24 protein-coding genes are annotated in these 22,558 nt (G+C 70.1%); 12 read left to right on the top strand and 12 right to left on the bottom strand.

Annotation, left to right across the window (positions count from 1 at the left end):
* Positions 1 to 37: 37 nt before the first annotated feature.
* Positions 38 to 1,027 (top strand): sugar phosphate isomerase/epimerase family protein, encoded by a 990-nt coding sequence (locus OJ997_RS23015; RefSeq protein WP_270027602.1) that lies wholly within the window; start codon positions 38 to 40, stop codon positions 1,025 to 1,027.
* Here the strand turns inward: OJ997_RS23015 and OJ997_RS23010 are convergent.
* Positions 1,024 to 1,848, bottom strand: coding sequence for an SDR family NAD(P)-dependent oxidoreductase (locus OJ997_RS23010; protein ID WP_270027601.1), 825 nt, complete (start codon positions 1,846 to 1,848; stop codon positions 1,024 to 1,026). The two genes, OJ997_RS23015 and OJ997_RS23010, sit on opposite strands and share 4 nt — an antisense overlap.
* Positions 1,849 to 1,882: 34 nt before the next feature.
* On the opposite strand from OJ997_RS23010, the gene OJ997_RS37770 reads away from it, so the two are divergent.
* Positions 1,883 to 3,604, top strand: coding sequence for a bifunctional diguanylate cyclase/phosphohydrolase (locus OJ997_RS37770; protein WP_270027600.1), 1,722 nt, complete (start codon positions 1,883 to 1,885; stop codon positions 3,602 to 3,604).
* Here OJ997_RS37770 and OJ997_RS23000 read toward each other — a convergent pair.
* The 4 genes from OJ997_RS23000 to OJ997_RS22985 all read right to left on the bottom strand — a co-directional run bounded on the left by OJ997_RS23000 (position 3,601) and on the right by OJ997_RS22985 (position 9,451).
* Positions 3,601 to 7,407, bottom strand: a complete 3,807-nt coding sequence (locus OJ997_RS23000; protein ID WP_270027599.1) for a family 78 glycoside hydrolase catalytic domain — start codon at positions 7,405 to 7,407, stop codon at positions 3,601 to 3,603. The two genes, OJ997_RS37770 and OJ997_RS23000, sit on opposite strands and share 4 nt — an antisense overlap.
* A 90-nt stretch (positions 7,408 to 7,497) precedes the next feature.
* Complete coding sequence (locus OJ997_RS22995) at positions 7,498 to 8,073, bottom strand: dihydrofolate reductase family protein (RefSeq protein WP_270027598.1); 576 nt, start codon at positions 8,071 to 8,073, stop codon at positions 7,498 to 7,500.
* A 29-nt stretch (positions 8,074 to 8,102) separates the two neighbouring features.
* Positions 8,103 to 8,912, bottom strand: a complete 810-nt coding sequence (locus OJ997_RS22990; RefSeq protein WP_270027597.1) for a hypothetical protein — start codon at positions 8,910 to 8,912, stop codon at positions 8,103 to 8,105.
* The gene (locus OJ997_RS22985) at positions 8,909 to 9,451 is read right to left on the bottom strand and encodes an RNA polymerase sigma factor (protein ID WP_270027596.1); all 543 of its coding nucleotides are present in this window, start codon (positions 9,449 to 9,451) and stop codon (positions 8,909 to 8,911) included. Before OJ997_RS22985 ends, OJ997_RS22990 begins: the two co-directional genes overlap by 4 nt.
* Positions 9,452 to 9,508: 57 nt before the next feature.
* Between OJ997_RS22985 and OJ997_RS22980 the strand changes: the two genes are divergently transcribed.
* Both OJ997_RS22980 and OJ997_RS22975 read left to right on the top strand, forming a co-directional pair.
* Positions 9,509 to 10,177, top strand: coding sequence for a GNAT family N-acetyltransferase (locus OJ997_RS22980; protein WP_270027595.1), 669 nt, complete (start codon positions 9,509 to 9,511; stop codon positions 10,175 to 10,177).
* On the top strand, positions 10,174 to 11,142 hold the full coding sequence (locus OJ997_RS22975) for a hypothetical protein (protein WP_270027594.1): 969 nt from the start codon (positions 10,174 to 10,176) through the stop codon (positions 11,140 to 11,142). The genes OJ997_RS22980 and OJ997_RS22975 overlap by 4 nt, the downstream gene beginning before the upstream one ends.
* On the opposite strand, the gene OJ997_RS22970 is transcribed toward OJ997_RS22975, so the two are convergent.
* Positions 11,040 to 12,461: a DUF1254 domain-containing protein gene (locus OJ997_RS22970; RefSeq protein ID WP_270027593.1), complete on the bottom strand. Its 1,422-nt coding sequence runs from the start codon at positions 12,459 to 12,461 to the stop codon at positions 11,040 to 11,042. The genes OJ997_RS22975 and OJ997_RS22970 overlap by 103 nt on opposite strands.
* Positions 12,462 to 12,497: 36 nt before the next feature.
* Positions 12,498 to 13,103 carry a GNAT family N-acetyltransferase gene (locus tag OJ997_RS22965; RefSeq protein ID WP_270027592.1) on the bottom strand — a complete coding sequence of 202 codons (606 nt, stop codon included), beginning with the start codon at positions 13,101 to 13,103 and terminating at the stop codon, positions 12,498 to 12,500.
* A 61-nt stretch (positions 13,104 to 13,164) separates the two neighbouring features.
* Between OJ997_RS22965 and OJ997_RS22960 the strand changes: the two genes are divergently transcribed.
* Positions 13,165 to 13,632 (top strand): ester cyclase, encoded by a 468-nt coding sequence (locus OJ997_RS22960; RefSeq protein WP_270027591.1) that lies wholly within the window; start codon positions 13,165 to 13,167, stop codon positions 13,630 to 13,632.
* Positions 13,633 to 13,639: 7 nt separating this feature from the next.
* On the opposite strand, the gene OJ997_RS22955 is transcribed toward OJ997_RS22960, so the two are convergent.
* Positions 13,640 to 14,053 carry a type II toxin-antitoxin system VapC family toxin gene (locus OJ997_RS22955; protein WP_270027590.1) on the bottom strand — a complete coding sequence of 138 codons (414 nt, stop codon included), beginning with the start codon at positions 14,051 to 14,053 and terminating at the stop codon, positions 13,640 to 13,642.
* Between the two features lie 4 nt (positions 14,054 to 14,057).
* Positions 14,058 to 14,279 carry an antitoxin gene (locus OJ997_RS22950; RefSeq protein WP_270027589.1) on the bottom strand — a complete coding sequence of 74 codons (222 nt, stop codon included), beginning with the start codon at positions 14,277 to 14,279 and terminating at the stop codon, positions 14,058 to 14,060.
* A gap of 192 nt (positions 14,280 to 14,471) precedes the next feature.
* On the opposite strand from OJ997_RS22950, the gene OJ997_RS22945 reads away from it, so the two are divergent.
* From OJ997_RS22945 to OJ997_RS22925, 5 genes are all read left to right on the top strand, one after another.
* Positions 14,472 to 15,629 carry a PP2C family protein-serine/threonine phosphatase gene (locus tag OJ997_RS22945; protein WP_270027588.1) on the top strand — a complete coding sequence of 386 codons (1,158 nt, stop codon included), beginning with the start codon at positions 14,472 to 14,474 and terminating at the stop codon, positions 15,627 to 15,629.
* 45 nt (positions 15,630 to 15,674) lie between these two features.
* Positions 15,675 to 16,253, top strand: coding sequence for a dihydrofolate reductase family protein (locus OJ997_RS22940; protein WP_270027587.1), 579 nt, complete (start codon positions 15,675 to 15,677; stop codon positions 16,251 to 16,253).
* Positions 16,254 to 16,271: 18 nt separating this feature from the next.
* Entirely contained in the window at positions 16,272 to 16,523 is a 252-nt protein-coding gene (locus OJ997_RS22935) for a hypothetical protein (RefSeq protein ID WP_270027586.1), read from the top strand.
* Between the two features lie 83 nt (positions 16,524 to 16,606).
* Complete coding sequence (locus tag OJ997_RS22930; RefSeq protein ID WP_270027585.1) at positions 16,607 to 17,011, top strand: DUF3592 domain-containing protein; 405 nt, start codon at positions 16,607 to 16,609, stop codon at positions 17,009 to 17,011.
* Positions 17,012 to 17,014: 3 nt separating this feature from the next.
* A complete protein-coding gene (locus OJ997_RS22925; protein WP_270027584.1) occupies positions 17,015 to 17,206 on the top strand; it encodes a hypothetical protein in 192 nt (63 codons plus the stop codon).
* A gap of 12 nt (positions 17,207 to 17,218) precedes the next feature.
* Here the strand turns inward: OJ997_RS22925 and OJ997_RS22920 are convergent, their stop codons facing one another.
* Together OJ997_RS22920 and OJ997_RS22915 are read right to left on the bottom strand one after the other, a co-directional pair.
* Entirely contained in the window at positions 17,219 to 20,092 is a 2,874-nt protein-coding gene (locus OJ997_RS22920) for a hybrid sensor histidine kinase/response regulator (protein ID WP_270027583.1), read from the bottom strand.
* Positions 20,093 to 20,169: 77 nt separating this feature from the next.
* Positions 20,170 to 20,631 (bottom strand): hypothetical protein, encoded by a 462-nt coding sequence (locus tag OJ997_RS22915; protein WP_270027582.1) that lies wholly within the window; start codon positions 20,629 to 20,631, stop codon positions 20,170 to 20,172.
* On the opposite strand from OJ997_RS22915, the gene OJ997_RS22910 reads away from it, so the two are divergent.
* Positions 20,630 to 20,893, top strand: a complete 264-nt coding sequence (locus tag OJ997_RS22910) for a hypothetical protein (RefSeq protein ID WP_270027581.1) — start codon at positions 20,630 to 20,632, stop codon at positions 20,891 to 20,893. The two genes, OJ997_RS22915 and OJ997_RS22910, sit on opposite strands and share 2 nt — an antisense overlap.
* Before the next feature lie 31 nt (positions 20,894 to 20,924).
* On the opposite strand, the gene OJ997_RS22905 is transcribed toward OJ997_RS22910, so the two are convergent.
* Positions 20,925 to 21,902 (bottom strand): helix-turn-helix transcriptional regulator, encoded by a 978-nt coding sequence (locus tag OJ997_RS22905; RefSeq protein ID WP_270027580.1) that lies wholly within the window; start codon positions 21,900 to 21,902, stop codon positions 20,925 to 20,927.
* A 61-nt stretch (positions 21,903 to 21,963) separates the two neighbouring features.
* Here OJ997_RS22905 and OJ997_RS22900 point away from each other — a divergent pair, with 61 nt between their 5' ends.
* Complete coding sequence (locus OJ997_RS22900) at positions 21,964 to 22,413, top strand: VOC family protein (protein ID WP_270027579.1); 450 nt, start codon at positions 21,964 to 21,966, stop codon at positions 22,411 to 22,413.
* Positions 22,414 to 22,558 lie beyond the last annotated feature (145 nt).

The raw sequence follows: 22,558 nt of genomic DNA, 5'->3' as shown, positions 1-22,558 counted from the left end.
GGTTTTCTCATGAGAGCGCGAGGGCAGAGAACACTCCATGAAGCAGTCATTCACCCGCGGCCTCGTCGCCGCCGCGCTCGCCATCGGCATGAGCGCCGGCGTCGCCGACTCCGCCATGGCCACAGGTAAGAAGGGCCATGGAGGCCGCGGCGTCCCGGTCCAGCAGGTCTCTGTCCAGCTGTTCACGTTCGCCGAGTACATCGGCTTCGGCACCGACGCCGCCACCATCACGCGCACCGAAGAGGTGTTCGCCAAGCTCAAGGCCTACGGCTACAAGAACGTCGAGCCGTTCACGCTCAGCGGTCTGACTCCGGAGGCCTACCGCGACCTCCTGCGCAAGTACGGCCTGAAGTCGCCGTCACGCCACGTCGACGTCGGTGACCCGACGGCGCCCGCGAACGTCGACCAGATCATCGCCGAGAACAAGGTCCTCGGCATCAAGTACTTCTCCTCGGGCGCCACGCCCAACGACAAGCTCGTCACCGAGGCGGACTGGGTCGCGTACGCCAAGTACCTGGACGGCGTCGGCGCGAAGGCGCGTCAGGCCGGCCAGCAGCTGATGGTCCACAACCACGACTGGGAGTTCAAGAAGGTCTACAACGGCCGCACGGCCTATGACCTCCTCCAGGCCAACACGTCCAAGAAGAACGTCGCCTTCCAGCTCGACCTCTACTGGGTGGTCCAGGCCGGCCAGGACCCGATCGCGCTGCTGAAGAAGTACGGCAAGCGGATCCAGCTCCTCCACGTCAAGGACCGCCGTCCGAGCGACGGCCGGATCGAGATCGTCGGCCGCGGCCAGATCGACTTCGCGAAGATCTTCGCCGCTGCCAAGGGCCAGATCGCGTACTACGTCGTCGAGCACGACCCGCGCTTCGGCGACGCCACGTTCAACCCGTTCGAGGCGGCCGAGGTCGGCTTCAAGTACCTCCAGAAGGTCAAGTTCTCGGGCAAGGGCAGCGACAAGGGCAAGGGCCACGGCAAGGACAAGGGCAAGGGCCACGGCAAGGACCGTGGGCACGGCCACTAGCTGAGCTGCGTGTCGACCGCGGCGAGCATCCGCTCGCTGCGGTCCCACAGCTCACGCGCGATCGCGCCGTCGTCTTGCAGCTTGAGGGCGATCGGCGTCCGGTCGCCGTAGAAGCCGCCGGGCTCCCAGTCCTCGCCGTCGACGAGCCAGCTGAGCCGCTTCGCGCTCGTCTCCGCGCTGATCATGAACAGGTACTTCAGCGGCGAGTGGTAGAGGACGCGCATCGCGAGACCGGTCTCGCTCGCGAAGTTCGAGCGCACCACGCCCGGGTGGAACGCGACGGCCGCGATGCCGTCGGCGCGGTGCCGGCGGTCCAGCTCCCGCGTGAAGAGGACGTTGGCGAGCTTGGCGTCGCCGTAGGCCTTCATCGGCGCGTACCGGCGCTCATGGTTGAGGTCGTCGAGGTCGAAGTCGCCGCCGAAGTGGTTGGCGGCCGCGCTCGCCGTCTGGATGACCTTCGCCCGGGCGGCGACCAGCCGGGGGAGCAGGAGCGTCGTCAGCAGGAACGGCGCGAGGTGGTTGACCTGGAAGGTCTTCTCGAAGCCGTCCTCGGTGACCTCGCGCCGGCCCATGACGCCGCCGGCGTTGTTGACGAGCACGTCGATGCGCTCGTAGCGCTCGAGCTCCGCGGCCAGCCGGCGGACGTCGTCGAGCCGGGAGAAGTCGGCGAGATGCAGCGGCGCGCCGAGCTCGGCCGCGACCGCCTCGGTCTTGGCCCGCGAGCGCCCGACCACGACCACCTCGTGGCCGTCGGCGGCGAGGCGGCGCGCGCCCGCGGCGCCGATCCCGTCGCTCGCTCCCGTGATCACGATCCTCGCCACGGAGCCAACGATGACAGGACGACCGTCCGTCATCGTGCTCACCGCTCAAGTTCCGTTGACGCCGGACGATGTCCTGTGCACGGTGCACCGGCCAACCGCTCTCTTTACGATCGCCGTCTGGGGCGGCGTACTCGCCGTCCTGGTGATGGCCTGCGGGCTCGTGATCGGCGCCCGCGACGCCGCTGAGGCGTCCCGCCACGCGTCGGCGAGCGACCGGATCAGCGACGCGTACCGCGAGGCGTACGTCGCCCACGGCCGCGAGCAGAGCGCACTGCTCACCCGCGACGCGACCGCGCACGTGCGTGCCGTGGCCGACGTGGACGCGGCGCTGGCCGAGGTCGGCCCCGACGCGAAGAGCCTGCGCGCCGAGCACATGACGTATCGCCGCTTCGCCGGCCAGGTGTTCGCGGACACCGCGAGCGCGGATGTCGCGCGCGCCCTGTCCGCGTACATCGGCAACACGATCGCCCGTGAGGCCGACGACGCCACCGACGGCGCGCGTGGCCTCGGCGAGCAGGCCAGCGCGAAGCTGGACCGGGTCATCCGCGGCGCGATGATCGTGATCGTGGCCGCGGCGGGCATCTTCACCCTGCTCGGCCTGCTGCTGCGCACGCAGCGGCGCCGACTGAACGCCGCCCGTGCCGAGGAGCTCGAGCGCCTCGCGAAGATGGCCAGCACGGACCCGCTCACGGGCCTGCGCAACCACCGCGTGTTCCACGAGGACCTCGCTCGCGAGCTGCAGCACGCCGCGCGCACCGGCCTGCCGCTGGCCCTGGCGCTGGTCGACCTCGACGACCTCAAGACGCTCAACGACACGCAGGGGCACCAGGCGGGCGACGAGCGCATCCGCGCGCTGGCCGACACGCTGCGCGCGACGATGCGCGGCGCGGACCAGGCGTACCGCATCGGCGGGGACGAGTTCGCCGTGATCCTGCCGGACACGCGCGCCTGGGGCGCGCTCGAGTTCGCGCAGCGGTTGCGCGCCGAGCTGCCCGGCTTCACCGCCACGGCGGGGATCGCCGAGGCCGAGGCGCTGCGGCCGCGCGACGAGCTCATCCGCGAAGCCGACATGGCCCTGCTGCGCGCCAAGGCGCTGCGCCAGCACGCCGCGATCTACACGCGCGAGATGGAACCGCGCGGCGACGCGCCGCGCGTCGACGAGCGGCACACTCAGACGCTCGCCTCCGCGCTCGCCCGCGCGGTGGACGCGAAGGACTCCTACACCCGCAGCCACTGCCAGACCGTCTCGCAGCTCGCCGCGCTGATCGCCACCGAGCTCGGCTTCGCGGGGGACCGGCTCGCTCGCATGCGGCTCGCCGGCCTGCTGCACGACGTCGGGAAGATCGGCGTCCCGGACAGCATCCTCAACAAGCCCGCCGGCCTGACCGACGACGAGTACGAGGTCATGCAGGAGCACGCCGTCCTCGGCTACGAGATCGTGCAGGCCGCCGGCCTCCCGCAGGAGGCGCAGTGGGTCCGCCACCACCACGAGCGCGTCGACGGCCGCGGCTACCCGGACGGGCTCGTCGGTGACGCGATCCCGCTCGAGTCGCGGATCATCCTCGTCGCCGACGCCTACGAGGCCATGACCTCCGACCGCCCGTACCGCACCGCGCCCGGCCAGGCGTTCGCCGTCGAGGAGCTCCGGCGCGGCGCCGGCACGCAGTTCGACGCGCACGTCGTCGACGCGCTGTGCCGCGTGCTCGACCGGCTCGGCGCCACCGCCGAGCCGATCTCGCACGCGGCGCTCGCTTAGGGCGTCGTCGTCGACAGCGTGAAGGTCAAGGTCTTCGCGTAGCTGCCGGTGCGCAGCGCGTCGTCGGCCTTGATCGTCTGCTTGAAGTCGACGTCCACCGTGTCGTTGGACACTGGCGCGGTCCACGCCGACTTGCTGAGCGACACCCGCAGCGGCTCGGGCAGGCTGAACGCGCCGTTGGTCAGGTGGCCGGGCTCGCTCACGCTCAGCGCCGCGTCCCCGGCGGTGGAGATCACGGTGGCCTTGGTGGTCGCCGTGTACTCCTTCGCGAGGCCGGGCGTGAACGTGCCGAACGTGGCGGGCGCGCCGAGGCTGAGGGAGAGCGTCGCCGGGACGGAACCGCCGACCGTGCCTTCGCTCGAAGTGCCCTGGCGGAACTCCACCGCGCCGGGCTCGATCTCGAACACCTGGTAGCCGTCGACGCGGCCCTTCGGGGTGGCCTTTCCGGTGGTGGCGACGAACGACTGCGTCGCCGCGGCGGGCACGTAGACCGTCGCCGCCGTGCCCGCGGGCACCGTGACCTTCATCGAGGTCACGCCGTACGCGCCCTTGGTCCACTCGCTCGTGATGGTGCCGCGCGGCGTGTTGTAGGAGCCGGACACGTGGCCGAGGTTCCCGACCGCCTGCGGCTTGACGATCACGCGCTCGTAGCCGACCGAGCCCGGGGCCTGGCGGATGCCGGTCAGGCCCTTGCTGAACCACTCGTCGATCTGCAGCAGGATCATGTGGTTCTGCGAGCCCGCGAAGTCCCACGACTCGGGGATCGTCGTGCGTCCCTGGTTGAAGAAGTTCGCGTAGCTCGGCGCGCTCGGCTCCTGCAGCACGTCCCACAGCACGTCGCCGCGGTCGTGGTCCATCAGCACGCGATACGTCGCCTGCAGCGAGACCGTCCCGCCGCTCATGTGCGGACCGGACCCGCCCGGGTGGTAGGCGTAGATGCGGTCGACGAGCGACTGCAGGACGGTCGCCTCCGCACCCGCGGGCACGATCCCCATCGCGAGCGGGAGCGCCGCCATCGCCTGCGAGCCCGGATAGGTCTTCGTCGCCGGGTCGTAGAACGCGGTGTTGAACGCGGTCGCGAGGCTGGTGGCGAGCGCGCGGTAGTCGGCCGCGTCGGCGCTCTTGCCGAGCTCGCCCGCCATCTGCGCCATCTGGTCGGCGATCACGTACAGCCCGTACGTGCCGGTCGCCTCGGCGGTGGTCGTCGTGTCGCCGGCGATCCAGTCCTTCAGACCGCTGATCAGCAGTCCGTTCGCGCCGACCTGCTTGCGCACGTAGGCGAGGTAGGCCTGCATCGGCGCGTAGTACTCGCGCATCGTGCGCGTGTCGCCGTAGGTCTGCCACAGCGTGTACGGCGTGATGATGAACGCGCCGCCCCAGTTGACGTCGTCGCGGTAGCCGCCACCGAAGATCGGGAACTCGGGTGCCGTGCCCGGCACCAGCCCGTCCGGCAGCTGCGCCTCGAGCATGTGGCGCTGCATCCCCCGCAGGTAGCCCGCCACGTCGAACTGGGCGCTGATAGAGCCCATCGACTGGATCATGTCCGCGAGCCACGCGAGCTTCTCGCGGTGCGGGCAGTCCGTGAACGTCGACTGCATGTTCGAGCGGATCGACCACTCCGCCATGCGGTGCACGGTGTTGATCAGGTCGCTGTCGGTGGTGACCGAGCCGCCATCCGGCACATCGGCGTTGGTGGCCTCGCCGACGAGGGTGGTCTCGTCGGGCACGTAGTCGGCGGGCAGGCCGCTGATCTGCACGTACTGGAAGCCGTGGTACATCGAGGTCGGCGCGAAGGTCTCGGTGGGCGCGCCGCTCGTGGTGTAGGTGTTGAAGATGCCGGTGGGGGAGCCGGAGGAGGCGGTGCTCACCGCGCCGTTCCCGGCCCACGACTCACCCGGGACGATCTTGATCACCGTGCCGGCGGGGACGTTCTTGAGCGTCAGCTTGGGGATGCCCGCGAAGTTCTGACCGAGGTTGAAGGAGTACGAGCCAGTCGCGACCTTCTTGATCTGCGTCGCCTTGAACGTGCGCTGGATGCGGACCGGCGGCGCCTCGCGCCACACGAGCTTGGTGTCGAGCGACGGGGGCGAGGTGATGCTGGCCGCCTCCCAGCCGGACAGGTCCGGGTTCGGCTCGTCCCAGCCCGGCTGAGCCTTGCGCGCGTCGTAATCGACACCCGCGTAGTAGTTCTCGGTGATCGTCGGACCATGCTTGGTCTTGAAGCTCGGGTCGGTGACGATCGTGTCCGTCGTGCCGTCGGCGTAGGTGAGCTCGAGGCGGCCGATCAGGCGTGGCGTGACCGCCATCGCCGTGCGCGCGCCGCTGCCCAGGACCTCGATCCCGGCGGGGTGATCGTGGGTGAGCGGGGCGTCGATCGTCAGCGTGTTCGTGCCGATCGCGGTGACCTTGCGCGACTCCAGGCGGGAGCCGCCGTCGAGCGTGTCCACGTTGACGCTGTCACCCACCGCGTAGCCGGTGACGCTGTCGAGCGTGAGCGTGGTCGCGCCGGCGGCCACGGGGCTGAGCAGCGTGCCCTGGGGGACGGGGATCGAGTTGAACTTCGTGTAGACGTCGGTGCGGCCCGCGTCCGCGTTGGCCTGCGGGTTCACGTTCGTCTGCCCGTTGCCGAGCGCGACGCCGAGCGTGTTGTCGCCGTTCTTGAGGAGGCTCGTGACGTCGTAGGCGCCGTACTCGACCGACTTGAGCGGGTTGCTGACGCCGGGCAGGACGGTGTCCGTGACGCGCTGGCCGTTGATCGTGGCGTCCGCGTAGCCGAGGCCGGCCAGGTACAGGCGCGCCTTGGCCACCGGCTTGGCGGCGGTGAACGGCTTGGCGAAGATCGGCAGCGGGTTGCTGAGATCAGGGCCCTGCGGGTTCGGCTCGCTCGTGACCGTCTTCATCACCGTGGACGGCGTCGAGGTCGTGCCGGTGCGCAGCGTGAAGTCGACCGGGTAGTTCGGGATCTGGCCGTCCGGCGTGCGCGAGTCGCTGCGCGGGAACAGCACGATCTTGCTGAACTTCTGCACCGACCCGAGGTCGATCTGCACCCACTTGGACTGCGCGCTCGCGTCCTGGGAGAACAGGTGGCGGCTCATGTAGCCGGGGCTGATGATCTTGCCGTCGGTGAGGAGCTTCGTGCCCCAGCCCTGCGAGCTGAACTGGTCGAACGCGGACACGCTCTTGTTGAGCGCGAGGTTGGTGCCGTCGGGCGCGAGCACCTGCATCTCGACGAGCTGGATGCGGTTCACGACCGCGCTGTAGGAAGACTCGTAGACGCCCAGGCCGAGCTTGGTCACGTCGAGGCGCACGTAGCGACCCTCGGCGTTCCCGACGTCGTACGTGACGCCGCGGTTCAGCGGTGGCGGCGGGAGGTGGATCCACTTCGCCGTGCCCCAGTCGGACGGCTGCACGAGGCCCATCTCGAAGGACGAGGTGGCGCTCCAGTCGGTGGCGTCGCCGTTGCCGTCCCACGCCCGGACCTGCCACTCGACCTTCGTGCGCGAGGCGAGCGGCGCGCCCTGGTAGGCGGCGCGGCCGGCGGTGCCGGCGACCTTCCCGGAGTCCCACAGCGACGCGCCGGACGCGTCGGTCACGCGCACCTGGTACGCGGTCTGCCGGGCGGCGGCGCCCGTCCCGTTCAGCGTCCAGCTGAAGGTCGGCGTCGTGTCGTCCACGCCCAGTGGCTGGTCGGCCCGGTCGTCCATCCGCAACCCGCTGACTGACAGCGTCGCGGCGTGGGCCGCCGCAGGCGAAAGGGCGATGACCAGCGAAGCGGCCAGGGCCGCTCGCGTCCATCGGTGCAACACGTCTCTCCTCTCGTTGACCTCGTGAGGAGTGGATCATTTTGATCGTTTTGTGTCAAGTCGGTGATGAGAAATGACGTAATCGATCAATTACGGTCGTGGCGGGCCGTCCAACACGGTGGGGATGTACTCCAGGAGCTGCAGCTTGCCGTCGAACAGGCGGTGCTCGACCAGCTCGAGCGCGACGTCGGGGTAGCCGTCGAAGATGCGGTCGTTGCCGGTCGCGCCGGTGATGACGGGGAACACGACCACGCGGTAGCGGTCCACCAGGCCCGCCTTGAGCAGCGAGCGGCACAGGCTGACGCTGCCGAGCGTGCGCAGCGGGCGGTCGCCCTGCTCCTTCATCTCGCGCACCGCCTCGACCGCGTCGCCGGAGACGAGGGTCGTGTTCGCCCACGAGAGCGGCTCCTTCAGGGTGGAGGAGAACACCACCTTGGGCAGGTCGGCCATCGCGGCCATGCCGGGATCGTCGGGCAGCTCGGCGGCGAATCCGGACATCAGCCGGTACGTCTTCGCGCCCATCAGCGTCGTGTGCTCGGTCTCCGAGCCCTCGCCGATCCACGCGAGGTACTCGGGACCCTCCATGCCCCAGAAGCCGGGCCAGCCCTCCGCGCCGCCGTACCCGTCGAGCGAGATGATGAAGTCGACCATCAGCGTTGTGGACATGGAGCCAGGACGCGCCGGGCGCCCGAAACTCATCGCCTGCGCTGGAGGGTGAGCGTGCGCAGCTTGTCCAGGTTCTCGGGCGTGGGCTCGAGCACTTCGATCGCGTCGACGGTCTGGGTGGTCTCCATGGTCTGGTCCGGGTTGATCCGCATCGCGCTCGTGAACCCCAGCGGCTTGCCCGTCTCACTATCCACGTAGTAGGACTGGTCGGGGCCGACCGGGCCGACGCGCTTCGGGTCGTGCGGGACGTGGTAGCGGAGCGCGGGCCGGCCGGCGAACTCCCGCTGCACGGGGTCCAGCGAGCCCTCCTCGAAGCGCCGCTGGAAGTCGGCGAGGAAGCCCGCCTGCTCCTGGTTGATGGCGTTCCGGGCGTCCTCCATGTCGGAGCGGCGGATGACGCGGTACCCGCCTTCCTCGTTGATCTGCCGCATGACGCCGTCGGCGCTGATCACGTGGTCGAGCGCCCACTCCTTGCCGCCCTTGTCGGTCCAGCGCACGAGCCGGTGCGTCTCCTTCCCGCGGTGCCAGTCCTCGGTCACGAGGGGCAGCCCGTCCTGGTCGACCGAGGTCGCGCGGACGTAGACGATCTTGTCCGGGTCGGGGGAGAAGAACGCGACCTCGTCGTCGACGGGCTGCGGCGCGGGGGTGGGCGCGGTGACCTCGTGCTCGTCCGCCGGCGGCGTCTGCGTGCCGCTCCCGCCGTCGAGCAGGACGAGCGCCAGGATCGCGACGGCGGTGGCGAACGCGATCGCCAGCACCGGCCGGGCCGCGCGTCGGCGTCGCCGGCGCCGGGTGGTCGCGTCGTGCAGCTGTCGCTCGAGCACGTCGAAGGCGTTCATGTCCGTTCCTCCAGTCGCGTTCGCAGTGCGCGCAGCCCGCGCGACACGCGCTTGCGCACCACCTGCTCCGAGCAGCTGAGCTCGGCGGCGATCTCGTCGTAGTCACGCTCGTCGACCACCCGCGCGAGCACCGCTCGCCGCTGCTCCTCGGGCAGCTCCGCCAGCAGTGCCGCGAGCTGTGCGGAGCCTGCCGCGGCGCGCTCCTCGACCGCGATCAGGTCCGTGTCCTCGACCACGATCGGCTCCAGCCGCAGCTTGCGCCGGGCGGCCGCTTCGACGCGTCCGCGCCGCAGGCTCTCGAGCAGCTTGTTCTGCGCGATCCCGAGCAGCCACGCCACGGCCGGCCCGTTCGCCTCGTACCGCCCGGCGCTCAGCAGCGCGGCGGCGAACGTCTCGGCCGCGAGGTCGAAGGCCGTCTCGGGCTCCGCCACCCGCCGGCGCAGGTACCCGAGCACCAGCGCCGCGTGGCGACGGTAGAACGCCGCGAACGCGTCCCCGTCACCCCGCGCCGCCGCGGCCAGCAGTTCGTCGTCGCTCATCTACCTGCATCTTGCGCAGCTCCGCAGAATGTGACCACGCATCCGTAGGCTGACCGTGTGCAGGACCTGGCACAGCGCTCGATCACCGGCTTCGCGGAGACCCTCGCGTGCCTGGGGCGGACGGGCGTGGGCGGCGCGGCGGAGGTGCGAACACCCGGCGTGGTCGGCGCGCGCGTGCCGTGGGCGGCGGACAACCACTGGGTGGACGCGGTCGTGGCCGAAGACGGTGCGTCGCTCGTGGACGTTCCGCACTGCGTGTGGAGCGTCGGTGTTCCCGACGGTCGGACTGAGCTCACCGAGATCGCGATGCCGTGCATGGGGCTCGTGCTCGAGGACGGTGCGGCGCCCGCGGTCGAGTCGCCGCCGCTGGACGTCGTCGGCGCATTGAACGATCGCGCGTACGGCCAGGAGGAGCGGCTCGGCCCGCTGATCGCCGCGATCGACGACTCCCGCGTGCGCACGCACGGGCTGCGCGTCGACGGCGAGTGGGCGTGCGTGGCGGTGACGTTGCGGGTGGACGACGACGTCAGCGTGCAGTACGTCGCGACCGACGCGCGGTTCCGCCGTCGAGGCCTGGCGGCGCGACTGCTCACCGGCGCGCTGGCCGAGGCCCGCGCCGATGGGATCGTCACGGCCACGCTCCAGGCGAGCCCGGACGGATACGGCGTCTACGAACGGCTGGGCTTCCGCACGGTCGCGACGCTGCGCGCGTCGATCGCGCGATGAGATTCCTCGGTGTCGGCGCGGTCGTCCTGTGCGGTCTGCTGACCGGAGCGCAGCCGGCCGTTGCCGACTACGCCCGTGTCGCGACCGTCGCGCCGGACGACGACATCGCGCTGACGGGCGCTGCCGTGGCGGTCGGCTCGACGCCCAAGGGCGGGCGGTCGGCGCTTGCGCTGCACGGCTTGGACGGCAGCATCCGCCCGGTCTCCATCCCGCAGCCGGCACGGTTCGTCGAGGAGCTCCAGGCATCGACGTCGGCACTCGCGCTGCTCACGCAGACGTCGACCGGCGGGTCGGCCGGGTACTACGGGCCGGTCGGCGGCCCGCTCCGGCGCCTGCCGCGCACCTGGGTCGATGTCGACGTGACCGGCGACACCGTCGTGTCGCTGCACCGCCGGCCCGAGGACCGTGGTCGCCTGGAGCTCCGCGACGTCCGCACCGGCAAGGTGCGCCGGATCAACGTCCGCGGCACCCGCGTCGCGATCGTCACCGCCGCCGGCCGGTACGCCGCCTACGCGACCAACTTCGCGACCGGCCGCGAGACGACGGTGGTGGTCAACCTCGCCACGGGGCGCGAGCACTACCGCGTGCGCACGCCGTCGCGCAGCACCGGGTACGGGGTCGCTTCCAACGGTCGCCTGTGGTTCGTCAGCCACGACCGTGGCGTGATGACCGCGTCACGGACTCGTCCGCGCCCACGCATGGTGGCCCGCATGCGAGCCCAGCCGTACGAGTTCGCCGTCGGCCCGGGCGGCATCGTCGTCTCGCGGGTCGGGACGGACGGCGCGCAAGCGGCTCTCGTCAAGCAGGACGGCAGCGTCCGCGCGCTCACGCCGAGCCTTCCCGGCGGGGTCGGCGCGCTCGCCTACGACGGCGCGACGCTCGCGTTCGCCACCGGGTCGTGCGTGTTCGCGGGACCCTTGGCGGATGCGCCCCCAGTGGCGCTCGACGGCTGCGTGACCGGCTGACGCTCGATCGGCGGCAGCACGTAGGTCCCGTCGAACACGGCGTCCGCCGGCTCGTACATGCGCAGGATCGGGCGGAACGGTCCCGCCGGGGTGGGCAGCCAGTTCGCGGCGCGTTCGGGCTCGGCGGGCTCGTCGTGCTGAAGCACGAGCGTCAGCGAGCCGTCGTCGGCGTAGCGCAGCCCGGGGGTGCGGTCGCCGATCGAGTAGCGGGAGGCGGGGTTGTCGACCAGGAAGAAGTCGGGCGTGTCGTACATCGTCACCGACCAGAACGCCCCGACGGGCGGCGTCTTGGCGAACCGCAGCTCGTAGCGGTGGGCGCCGTCGAGCGGCTCGCCGGCGCCGTCGTCGTAGACCATCGCGTACGCGGCTTCGTAGGCGTGATTGCCCCACAGCCCCGCCCGGGCGGACATGGCGCGCAACAGGTACCGCGTGGCGTCGTCGGGCAGCTTCCACCGCTCCTCGTCGAGCGCGCCGACCTCGAAGAAGTCGAGGTTGTAGTCGAAGGCGTGGTAGGTGAGGCTCCACCCATTCTGCTGCGGGCTCCCGCCGCTCTTGAGCGCTTGTTCCAGGCGCTCGCGGCCGGCCGCGTAGCCGTTGCGCAGCGCGGTGGTGAGCGCTTCGCTCCGGTCCGCCCAGAGCGGCTCGAAGCGCTGCTGGTGGTCGAGGTCACGCGCCGCCGGAGGGAAGGCCTGCATCCACAGGCGCATGCGCTCGAAGAACGCGAGCGCCTCGGGCAGCTCGGGCGTCGGCTCCGGAAGCCCGGCACCCGCGCCGCTCGCGACCAGCGTGAGTTGCCGCTGGAGGGCCTGAACGGCTGGGAGGTCATGCTCGCCGTCGACGGCCCACCGTCCGACGATGCTCGCGATCGCGGTCGGGAAGCGGATCACCGTCGCGTCATCGGGGTCGGCGCCGTCCCACCCGGGCGGGACGAGCAGGAACACGCCCGCGGTCGTCCCGGTCGCGCGCCGGCCGACGTACGCGAAGTTGTTCGTCCACGCGTCGACGAACTGCAGCACGTAGTAGCGGCCATCCGTGTCCGGAACCTCGAGTCGCACCGGCCCGCCGCTGGTATCGACGTTCGCGATCGAGTAGATCGAGTCGTTGTTGACCGACACGAACGTGTCCTTCGGCCCGGCGAGCCCCGTCGCGTGCGAGAACACGTTCAGCGGCGACGCCGCCAGCGAGCCCATCCCCGCCCGCGCGAAGCGGTCGACCTCCTGCAGGTCGAAGACGAGCGGGAACCCGTAGATGAACGCCTCCGCCGCCAGCGCCGTCAGCTCGTCAAGCCGTGTCTGCGGATCCTCGACCCGTGCCGTCATGCTTGCCAGCGTTTCAACCGGCGGCGTGACCGATCCTCACCCGCGTCGGGTGATCGCGTCCCGCCACATCGTCGTCATCCGCGGCGCACCGTGCCCGGGTGTGACGCGCGCGTGTGTGGCGAAGCCGAAGCGCGCATAGAGCGTGATCGGGCCGCCTTCGCAGACCTCGAGATAGGCGGGCTCGTCGTTCACGACGTCGAGTGCGGCCGCGATCACGCGCCGGCCGACGCCCGTCCCTTGCGCTGCCGGGTGCACACCGAGCACGAGGCCCGTCCAGTGAGGTTCATCGGGGTGTGCGTGCTCGAGAGCCGTGAGCGCGCGCAGGACGCCGGGCACGCGGCGCACGCCGACAGCTCGCACGAGTGAGGGGAGCAGCTTCAGGTTCTCGCGCACGGGCAACGGCATCGAGCCGGGCCGCATCAGCACGGCCGCGCCGTCGAGTGTCTCGTCGACCAGCACGAGTCCGTGCCGCTCGGCCATCTTGAGGCCGGCGAGCATCCACGCCGTCGCGCGGTCGGGGTCTGTGCCGGCGATCCAGCGGATGAACGGATCGTCGGCGAGCGCGGCGGCCAGCATTCGGGCGACGACGGCTTCTTCGCCGGCCCGCATCGGGCGCACGGCGGCGGTGGGGGAGACGAGCATGTGCTTGCCCGGACGCCTGGACCCGGGCGTCCTATTCCCACTTGAGAGACTGGTGCCCGGCATGACGACCGAGATCGCCCAGTTCATGCGCAAGCTCGAGCACCTCTGGGACGAGCACCTGGAAGCGCTGATCACGCGCGGCGACGTCGAGGCCGCGATGTCGTCCATGACGGCCGCGCCGTCGGTCCGCCACTTCCCGACGTCGACCGGAGCCGAAGGCCGTGAAGCGCTCGCCGCCTTCTACCGCGACACGTTCCTTCCGCACCTGCCGAGCGAGCTGCAGTGGACGCGCCGCTCGCGCACCGTCGACCGCTTCCGCCTCGTCGACGAGCTCACGGTCTCGTTCCTCCACGACTCCGAGCTGCCCTGGCTGATCCCGGGCATCCCGCCGACCGGTCGCCGCGCATCGGTGACGGCGATCGTGATCGTCGAGTTCCACCGCGGCGCCATCGCGTCCCAACGCACGTTCTGGGACAGCGCGTCGCTCGCTTCGCAACTGGGTGTGACGCTCGACCTCGCCACGCGATAGCGGGCGATCAGGCGGTCAGCAACTCGACGTCACCCGCTCCGCCGAGACTCGCAAGGCCAGCATCGAACGTGACCAACCGCACCGCGCGGCGTCGCGCCAGCGTGAGCAGGTGCGCGTCCGTCACCTGCCGGTGCCCCGCGATGGCTGGGACATCGTCGTCGGTCAACGACACGTCATCCGCGAGGAACTCATGCGATCCGGCGCTCCGCAACGAGGCCAACACAGCGCGCGCCGCCGTGACCCCGATCGGGCTCGGAAGCACCTTCGGGTTCGAAGACACACGGACGAAGCCACTCTCGCTGATCGGACACGTCGCCCATCCGGCTTGACCGTTGGTCGCAAACCATGAGCGCATGCGGGAATGGTGGACGTGGGAGTCCCACACCAAAGCGACCAGCGCATTGACGTCCAGCAGCGCCACAGGGTCAGTCCTCGTCGAGCGCGCGCCGGACCATCTCGGGCGTGATCGGCGGTGTGTTCGCCGGCACGCGTATGACCGGCAGCTCTCCCGCGACGTCGACCTTCGCCGGCGTCAACCCGCGTCGCGCGAGCTCGGATACGACTGAGCCAAGGGAGCGACGCTCGATTGCCGCGAGCTCCTTCGCGGCGGCCACCACGTCGTCATCGATATCGAGCGTCGTTCGCACGGGTTGATGCTACCGCATCAGCGCATCAACGTGACGTTGCACAATCGGGTGAGCTCCTGACAGGCCTGACCGTTGAGTGCGTCCATTTCGGTGAGCACGGTCCCGGACCCGTAGTCTTTAGCGATGGCGATGCGACGCTCGGCAGGGCTGGATTTCGGGCGATTGATCGCTGCGGTCGAGGACGCCCCACCGGTGTCTGCGGTCGAGGTGCTCGGTGCCCGACTGGCAGAGGCGGTGGGCGCGCGCGAGGCGTCCTTCCTCATCGCGGACTTCAGCGGGCAAGCGTTGGTACGGCTCGGGCACGCCACGGATGGGACAACGGCGCGAACGCAAGGGCGAGAGACCGCCGAGCGCGTGCCGCTGGCGGGGAGCCCGCACGGTCGCGTGATCGCCACGCAGACGGTCGAGGTCGAACGTGGTGCGAGCGAGACCCGCGTGTTCGCGCCCGTGACCAATCGCGGTGAGGCGATCGGCGTGCTCGAGGTGAACCTGCTCGAGACCCCGGACGAGGGGACGGTGGCCGACATCGCCTTGGCCGCGCACACCCTCGCGTACGTGGTGATCGCCAACCGTCGCTTCACTGACCTCTTCTCGTGGGGCCAGCGCTCGGTTCCACTGTCGCTCGCGGCGGAGATCCAACACCGTCTGCTGCCGGGCTCTTACACGTGTGAGGCGGGCCAGTTCACGCTCGCGGCATGGTTGGAGCCGGCCGGCAACGTGGGTGGTGACACGTTCGACTTCGCGTTGGAGCGCGACACGTTGCACCTGTCCATGACCGACGCCATGGGGCACGAGGTCGAGGCGGCCGTCCTCGCGACCGTGCTGGTCGGAGCCCTTCGCAACGCCCGCCGCGCCGGCGCCGATCTGGCGGAGCAGGCGAGCCGCGCCAACACCGGGCTCGCGAGCTTCGCGGACCGAGGCGGCTTCGTCACCGGTCAGCTGGGTCGAGTGGACCTTCGCGCACAGACGGCGACGATCGTCAACGCCGGCCATCCGCCGCCGCTGCGCCTCCGCGACGGTCGCGTCGAACCCCTCGAACTCGAGGCCGATCCGCCGTTCGGGATCCTCGGCGACTACGACTACCGCGTCCAGACCCTCCCGCTCGAGCCGGGCGACCGCATCGTGTTCCTCACCGACGGCATGTTGGAGCGAAACGCCGAGCGCGTCGACATCCCGTCGATCATCGCGGCCGACCGCGACCTGCACCCGCGCGAAGCGGTCCAGCACCTCTCGCACGTGATCATCGAGGCCACCAACGGTCAGCTCAGAGACGACGCGACCGCACTGTGCTTCGACTGGCACGGCGGCCCGCCGCACCAGCGGACGACCAGCTCAGGCGCTGACTCCTGAGCGTCGCGATGAGTTTCACGGCGGCACTTCGTCTGTGCCTCCACTATGGCTGCCACGTACACCTTTGACGTCTTCTCCACCCTCGACGGTTTCGGTTCGTACAACGAAGACGGAGACTGGGGCGGGTACTGGAGCAAGCAGGGCCCTGAGTTCCTCGAGCGCCGGCGCACCCTGCTCGAGCCGGATCAGCGGATGGTCCTCGGGGCCAACACCTTCCGGCAGTGGGTCGGGCTGCTCGGCGGGATCGACGACTCCGAGCTCGACCCCGTGAACCGCCGGATGAAGACGATGCCGACGACGGTGATCTCGACGACGCTGGAAGGCCCGCTCGACTGGCCGGACCCGACCCTCGAGAGCGGCGACGCCGTCGACGTCGTCACCCGGCTCAAGCAGCAGTCCGACGTGCCGCTGCGCTCACACGGCAGCCTCTCGATGAACCGCGCGCTGATGGCCGCCGGCCTCGTCGACTTCGTCCAGCTGACGATCTTCCCAGTGCTCACCGGCCAGACCGGCGCGTTCCCCATCTTCCAAGGCGCGGCGGACTTCGACCTCGAGCTGCTCGAGACCCGCACGTTCGACGGTCACATCCAGGAGCTCATCTACCGCCCGACCCTGCACGGTTGAGCCTGTAACGATCCGTCCGTGAGTCGACGCGACCTGGTCCACATCCTCGATGCCCTCTGGACGGCGTCCGGCGGACGCCCGAACGTCGGGATGAGTGTCAGCGACCTCGACATCGCGATCGGCCGTGGCCGCAGGGACATGCGCACGCCGCTCAACCTGCAGTCGCTGAACGAGGACGGCCGCGCCGCACCGCTTCCCGACGGGACCTGGGCGCTCACTCCGGCGGGCATCGACTGGCTCAAGCAGGACCGAGAACTCTCGGACCGCTGAAGTCGCGCGTCGGGGGGCGAGTTCTAGCCGTGGCCGCCTAGTAGGGCCATGAACTCCACGCGCTTCCCCTACGGGGCTACCTGATGGCCGACCACGACGTCGTGATCGCTGTGGCCATGTCCCTCGCGATCGGGGCATTTGCGATCGTGGCCGCGCTTCTCGAGTGGCGTAAGGAACGACACCTGCGAGCGGTCGGGGAGCGGACCGACGGGGTCGTGACCCGCTTGCGCTGGAGCGGAAGTAGGGCGTATCCGGTCATCCAGTTCCAGACGCCCGACGGGCGAGTCCTTGAGGTCGAGGGTCAGCTTGGATCGTCTCCGCCCATGTACCGCGACGGCGCCGCTGTCCGCGTGCTCTATGACCCCAAGAATCCCGAGCACGCGCGGATCGATCGGGCGGCGTTCGGCATCGGGCGAATCATCTTCTTGATGTTGTTCGGATTGGTGTTCGCCGCCGTCGGTACGTGGCTGCTGAGCGGTGCGTGGTGAACCGTGTACATTCGCGAGGTGGCTCGGCATGTCCCGATCGACCAGTACCAGGCGCGCGAGGACAGCGACGAGATCCTGTCCGACCCAGACGCGCTCGACGCGATCGAAGCAGGACTCGCCGAGCTCAATCGCGGTGACGTCGTGACCTTGGGCGCAATTCGCAACGAACTCGCCGAGCGCCGGCGCTCGCGCTGATCGACAATTCGGTCAGGCGGCGGCGAGCGACGCGTGGGTCTGCTCGAACAGCTGGTCGAGCGCGTCGAGCTCCTCCTCGCTCGCGTGCTGCGCGCGCTCGAGGTCGAGCGCGAAGCGGGCGAGCGCGTCGGCGCCCACGTTCATGCACGCGCCCTTGAGTGAATGGGCGACGCGGCGGACGCGGTCGCGATCCTCCGTCGCGGCGGCGGCGCGCAGATCGGCCAAGATCGGCGGGGTGGACGAGCCGAACAGGCTCACGAACTCCCCGAAGGCCGCGCCGAACTGCGTGCGGAGCAGCTGCACGCGAGCGTCGTCGATCAGGCGTTCGAGTGGGGCGGACGCGGGCGCTGACTCGAGGGGCTCGGGGAGCCAGTGGTCGAGCGCGGCGTCGAGCGCCTCGGGCCGCAGCGGCTTGGTCAGGTAGTCGTCCATCCCGACGGCGAGGCACCGTTCGCGGTCACCGCGGATGGCGTTGGCGGTCATCGCGACGATCGGCATCGTGCGGGCGGGCAGGTCCCCGGCGCGGATGGCCGCGGTGGCCGCGTACCCGTCCATCTCCGGCATCTGGCAATCCATGAAGATCAGCGCGTACCGCGTCTCGGCCAGCATGTCGAGCGCGACGCGTCCGTTGTGGGCGATCTCGACACGGTGGCCGCGCTGGATCAGCATCGCTTCGATCACGCGTTGGTTGACCGCGTTGTCCTCCACGACGAGGATCGGATCCACCGACTGCGGCGCGCGTTCCGGCACGTTCGCCGGCGCGGAGGGCTCGTCGGGACGGACGCCGTCGATCGCGTCACGGAGCGCCTCGACGAGCCGCCGGTGCCGGACGGGCCCCTGCACGGGGACGACCGGCACGGAGATCGCCTTCCCCTGGCTCCAGAGGGTCGCGTCGAGCACGACGGCGTCATAGGCATCCACGGGCAGGGAGGTGAGCGACGGCACGGCGTCGACCCGCGCGCCGGTCGCGCGCACGTGCGCCTCCAGGATCGCCCGGTTGGTGGCGTCTCGCTCGACGACGAGCACCCGGGTTCCCGCCGGCAGCGTCACCGGCACCGGCGGCTGGGTCGTCGCGACGTCGAACCGGACGGCGAACGCGAACGTGCTGCCCTCTCCCTCCCGCGAGTCGATGTCGATGCCGCCGCCCATCAGCGCGACCAGCCGGCCGGAGATCGCCAGCCCCAGCCCGGTGCCGCCGAACCGGCGGGTGGTCGAGCTCTCGGCCTGGGTGAACGCCTCGAAGAGCGTGGACTGCACGTTCCGCGCGATCCCGATGCCCGTGTCCCTGACCGCGAACCGGACGCGGTCACCGTCGTTGACCACGCGGACGAGCACCTCGCCGGTCTCGGTGAACTTGACGGCGTTGGAGAGCAGGTTGATCAGGACCTGAGTGATCCGTCCGCGGTCGCCGTTGACGTAGTTGGGCACGTCGCTGTCCATCCATGCCCGGAGCTTGAGTCCCTTGCTGTGGGCCTGCGGCGCGAGCAGGTCGCACGCGTCCTCGACGGCGGTGCGCAGATCGAAGTCGGACGCGTCCAGTTCGAGCTTGCCGGCCTCGATCTTCGAGAAGTCCAAGACGTCGTTGACCACCTGCAGCAGTGCCTCTCCGGCCGTGCCGGCGGTCGTCGCGTAGTCGCGCTGGAGCGGCGTGAGCTCGGTGTCGAGCAGCAGCTCGGTCATGCCGATCACGCCATTGAGCGGCGTGCGGATCTCGTGGCTCATGTTGGCCAGGAACTCCGACTTGGACTCGGACGCCGCGACCGCCTCCGCCGCCACGCGCTTGAGCTCGGTGACGTCCGTGCCCATCGTCGCGATCCCGTACACCGCGCCGTCCGGGTCCCGCAGCGCGAACTTGATCATGCGGAACGTGCGGCCGTCGATGATGTCCCGCTCGAACTCCACGGGCGCCGTCGCGAGCGCGGTCTGCCGATCCGACTCCATGACCTCGGGCACCATGTCGGCCGGGAACAGCTCCGCGTCGGTGCGCCCGATCACGTCCGCGTCCACCAGGTGCGACGCCTCCCGCCACTGGCGGTTGACCAGCACGTACCGGCCTTCCAGATCCTTGACAGAAACGGTCGCGCTCGTGTGCTCCATCAACCCGTGCAACCGGTCGGTCTGGACCCGCAGATCCTCGTCGCGAGTCTCCAGCGCCGCGGCCATCGCGTTGAACGCCTCGCCCAAGCGGCGGACCTCGCCCGCGCCGGTCGTCGGCGCGCGCACGTCCAACCGGCCGCGGGCGACTTCCCCGGCCGAGTCCGCCACGCCGCGGATCGGCACCAGCGCGAACCGCCACGCCCCGAACGCGAACACGAACAGCAGCGCGACCGCGCCCATCGCCCCGCCCTTGGCGACGTTCCCCAGCCTGGTGCGCAGCCGGGTCGACTCCGCGTAGCGCTCCGCGACCAGCACCCGCTGCCGGCGCTCCTGCGAGACGAGCAGCGTGTTCATCGCGGTCAGCCGCCGCGTGCCTTCAGCCGACGCTTCAGGGGCTTCCGCGCGGCTCTTCACGGACTGTCGCGCGAGCAGCGGCGTGACGTGCTCGGTCACGTACGCGTCCACCAGGCGCCGGACCTCCTCGAGCTCCGGACGCTGCCACGGCTCGCTGGTCGCAACCAGCTTGTCGATGCGGCGCTCCAGCTCCTCGCAGGCCAGCCGGAAGACGGTCTTGTCCGCGTGCCCGCGCGTGACCGTCTCGGTCCGCGCCCACGCCTCGAGCGCGACGATCCCGCGCTCGACCTCGAGCGAGTTCCGATTCCACGCGCCCGCCTGTCGTTGCGTGGCCCCCGTCGACTCCAGGTCGTCGAGCGTGCTGAGCAGCCCGACGAGCATCGCGACGATGACCAGCACGACGGCGCCGACGCACCCGATGACCGACAACTTCACGCTCTAGTGATCGACCGCCGGGTGGGGAGAGTTGAGGTCCGCAAAGCGCCCTCTGGGGCGCGGAGTCCTCGTGGCCGTCAGGCCAGTCGATCGAGCGGAATGCCCTCGCCGCGGCGCGCTTGCGCGATGCCTTCTTGTGTCCGCGCGTGTGCTTCCGGGATGGCGTCCAACAGCGCGACGATCTGCTCGGCGTCCGGCTCAGCCTGCTCCATACGCGACGACATCGGCCGAAGGTACACGGAATCACGCACGCTGTGTACGTTGGGTCCGTGGGACGAGCGATCACGCAGCGCGAGCTCCGGAACCAGAGTGGCGAGATCATGCGCGCGCTCAACCGGGGGGAGAGCTTCACGGTGACCTGCAACGGCGTCCCGGTCGGGGAGCTGAGCCCTACTCGCTCGCGTCAAGTCGTCGATCGCGACGCCGTGCTTGCCGTCTTTGCCGGTGCGCCCCCGGTCGATCACGCCCGCCTCCGCAAGGATCTCGACGACTAGATCGACCCAGATGTCCGACAGCTGGAAGCCCAGGAGGAGCGTCATGTCAGCGGAGATTCAGATGTTCAGCAAAGGCGACGACGCTGCCTACGAGGAATGGGTCCGGCGCAACATTGGATACGTCCTGGTTGAGCGGAGTGGAAGTTTCATGCTCCACCAATCTCGCTGCGGACATCTGGACCTGACGCCGGGTCAATTCACCCTGACGACCAACCCGCGGCGCTGCGCGCGTAAACGCAAGGCTCTGACGGACTTCGCCGAGCAGGCGACCGGCGAGAGTGCGGCCCTGTGTCAGAGCTGCATGTGATCCTGCTCGCCACGCGCTAAGCCCCAGAGGATCACGAACCTTTGGCCGTCGCAGCGTTCCGCGTGGCGAGCTTCTCGAACGCCACTCTGAGTTCGGGCGGGCCGATCACTTCGACATCGGTGTCGAAGCGGTTGAGCGAAGCGGCGACGCCGATCCAGGACCATGCACCAAGCTCGAGGATGCACCGATCGTCGCCGAGATCCTCGACAACGCCATCACCGGCGAACGGGAGGACGTCGCGGGCCGGTCGGCCGAGGATGGCCCGTCCTGTGCACGGCCACCGGTTGATCCGATCAGAGCCCTTGAAACGGGCGGACACGTACTCGGCCACGTCACCGCCCGGGATCTCGCGAGGCACGAATCGCGGACCGGTGAAGGCACGCGGGGTGATGCGATCAGCGCGGAAGATGCGCCAGTCGTCGAGCGTGAGGTCCCACGCCACGAGGTACCACCGACCGTGGGACGTGACGAGGTGGTGCGGTTCAACCTTGCGCGGCAGGCTCGAGGTCTCCTCGCCGCCCGGTTCACGGCTCGCGTAGTCGAAGCGCAGCACTTCGCGGGCGCGCGCCGCGGTCGACAACGCGACAAGCACCTCTGGATCAGCCACTCCGGTCCCTGGTCGAGCGGGCACCGTCGTGAACGACAACGCATCGAGCCGGTGGCGCACCCGGGAGGGCATCACCTGACGCACGGTGGCCAGGGCCCGTACCGCCGCTTCGCCGATCTCCGCGCCGCTGGCGGTCGCCGACTGCAGCGCGACGGCGAGCGCGATCACCTGATCATCGTCGAACAGCAGCGGTGGCAACTCGCTGCCCGCGTCGAGGCGGTATCCGCCGTCCGGGCCCATCGTGGCCCGGATGCTGTAGCCCATCTCGCGCAACCGGTCGATGTCGCGGCGGACCGTGCGATGGCTGATGCCCAGCCGCTCGGCGAGCACAGCGCCAGACCAGTCACGCCGGGCCTGCAGCAGCGACAGCAGGCTGAGCAGGCGCGAGGTCGTCGACGACATCACCCAAATCTAGTCCAAGTCTAGGACCAAAACGGTCCTACATGGATGTGACAGTGGAGGCATGAGGATCAACGCGACTCCCCACCTGAACTTCCACGGCGACGCCCGCGCGGCGCTGGAGTTCTACGCGTCCGTCTTCGGCGGACTGCCCGTAATCGCCACCTACGGCGACTTCGGCATGCCCAAGGACGCGCCCGGCGCCGATCGCGTCGTCTTCGGCAAGGTCGAGAGCGACGCCGGCTTCGCCTACGACATCCCCGGAAAGACCGACGGCTCGCCGGCCAACGCGGGCGCCACCCGCCGCGAGAACGGCGTCACCATCACCGACCAGCCGTTCTTCGTCTCCGTCGAAGGCGAATCCCTCACCGAGGTGCAGGGCTACTGGGACAAGCTCTCCGCCGGATCGGCGATCGTCGAGCCCCTCGCCGCATCGGCGTGGAGCGCAGGATTCGGGATGCTCACCGACCGTTTCGGAGTGACCTGGGTCCTGGGCGTCGCCTCAACTCCGTAAGCGCCGTAGCACTCGGACAGCGTTAGCTTTTGCGCCGCGCTCCTCCGCGCACGCGATGCGCGGAGGGCGAGCGACGTCGAAGCCCGCCACCAGTCGCCTCGTATGTCTCCGCGAGCGCGTGCAGGCGCATCGATGCTCCGCTCCG

Source organism: Solirubrobacter phytolaccae (assembly GCF_027587195.1).
In the GTDB taxonomy this organism is placed as follows: Bacteria; Actinomycetota; Thermoleophilia; order Solirubrobacterales; family Solirubrobacteraceae; genus Solirubrobacter; species Solirubrobacter phytolaccae.
This window is presented reverse-complemented; position numbering and strand designations above follow the sequence as displayed.

Coding starts and splice junctions, on each gene's coding strand:
- OJ997_RS22930 (WP_270027585.1), top strand. CDS start 16,607: ATGGCCGACCACGACGTCGTGATCGCTGTGGCCATGTCCCTCGCGATC.
- OJ997_RS22990 (WP_270027597.1), bottom strand. CDS start 8,912: ATGAACGCCTTCGACGTGCTCGAGCGACAGCTGCACGACGCGACCACC.
- OJ997_RS22970 (WP_270027593.1), bottom strand. CDS start 12,461: ATGACGGCACGGGTCGAGGATCCGCAGACACGGCTTGACGAGCTGACG.
- OJ997_RS22900 (WP_270027579.1), top strand. CDS start 21,964: ATGAGGATCAACGCGACTCCCCACCTGAACTTCCACGGCGACGCCCGC.
- OJ997_RS22910 (WP_270027581.1), top strand. CDS start 20,630: ATGTCAGCGGAGATTCAGATGTTCAGCAAAGGCGACGACGCTGCCTAC.
- OJ997_RS22905 (WP_270027580.1), bottom strand. CDS start 21,902: ATGTCGTCGACGACCTCGCGCCTGCTCAGCCTGCTGTCGCTGCTGCAG.
- OJ997_RS22915 (WP_270027582.1), bottom strand. CDS start 20,631: ATGACGCTCCTCCTGGGCTTCCAGCTGTCGGACATCTGGGTCGATCTA.
- OJ997_RS22940 (WP_270027587.1), top strand. CDS start 15,675: ATGGCTGCCACGTACACCTTTGACGTCTTCTCCACCCTCGACGGTTTC.
- OJ997_RS23015 (WP_270027602.1), top strand. CDS start 38: ATGAAGCAGTCATTCACCCGCGGCCTCGTCGCCGCCGCGCTCGCCATC.
- OJ997_RS22960 (WP_270027591.1), top strand. CDS start 13,165: ATGACGACCGAGATCGCCCAGTTCATGCGCAAGCTCGAGCACCTCTGG.
- OJ997_RS22975 (WP_270027594.1), top strand. CDS start 10,174: ATGAGATTCCTCGGTGTCGGCGCGGTCGTCCTGTGCGGTCTGCTGACC.
- OJ997_RS22985 (WP_270027596.1), bottom strand. CDS start 9,451: ATGAGCGACGACGAACTGCTGGCCGCGGCGGCGCGGGGTGACGGGGAC.
- OJ997_RS22965 (WP_270027592.1), bottom strand. CDS start 13,103: ATGCTCGTCTCCCCCACCGCCGCCGTGCGCCCGATGCGGGCCGGCGAA.
- OJ997_RS22995 (WP_270027598.1), bottom strand. CDS start 8,073: ATGTCCACAACGCTGATGGTCGACTTCATCATCTCGCTCGACGGGTAC.